The following is a 552-nucleotide window of genomic DNA, read 5'->3' as shown; positions in this document are numbered from 1 at the left end:
GGTGTTTCCGACACGGAAATCAGAATCGGCCAGACGATGCCCTATAGCGGACCCGCTTCCGCCTATGGCGTTCAGGGCATGGTCGAAGTCGCCTATTTCAGGAAGCTGAACGAGAAGGGCGGGATCAACGGGCGCAAGGTCAATCTGATCTCGCTGGACGACGCCTACAGCCCGCCGAAAACCGTTGAGCAGACCCGCAAGCTGGTTGAGAGTGAAAACGTGCTGGCCATCTATGGCACGGTGGGGACGCCAACCAATACGTCGACGCACAAATATCTCAACAGCAAGAAAGTGCCGCAGATCCTGATCTCCACGGGCGCCGCCAAGTGGAACGATCCGAAGAACTTCCCATGGACGACCGCGTTTTTCCCGCTCTATGACGTCGAGGGCGAGATTTATGGCCGCTACGTCGTGGAGAATATGCCGAACGCCAAAATCGCCATCCTGTCGCAGAACGACGATTCGGGGCGCGATTACGTCAAGGGGTTCAGGAAGGGCCTTGGCGACAAGGCGCGCGATATCGTCGGCGAGGCGACCTATGAGGTCACCGAC

Annotated in this window: 1 protein-coding gene; it reads left to right on the top strand. The window is 58.3% G+C overall.

Annotated features, from left to right (window positions below; translation table 11 throughout):
• Window positions 1-552 (top strand): ABC transporter substrate-binding protein (locus AC4FS3_RS29290; protein ID WP_491023462.1); only part of this gene is annotated, 552 nt, incomplete at both ends.

Source organism: Pseudogemmobacter sp. TB195 (assembly GCF_058313095.1).
Note: the sequence above shows the minus strand (reverse complement) of the source record. Positions and strands in the feature narration are given on the sequence as shown.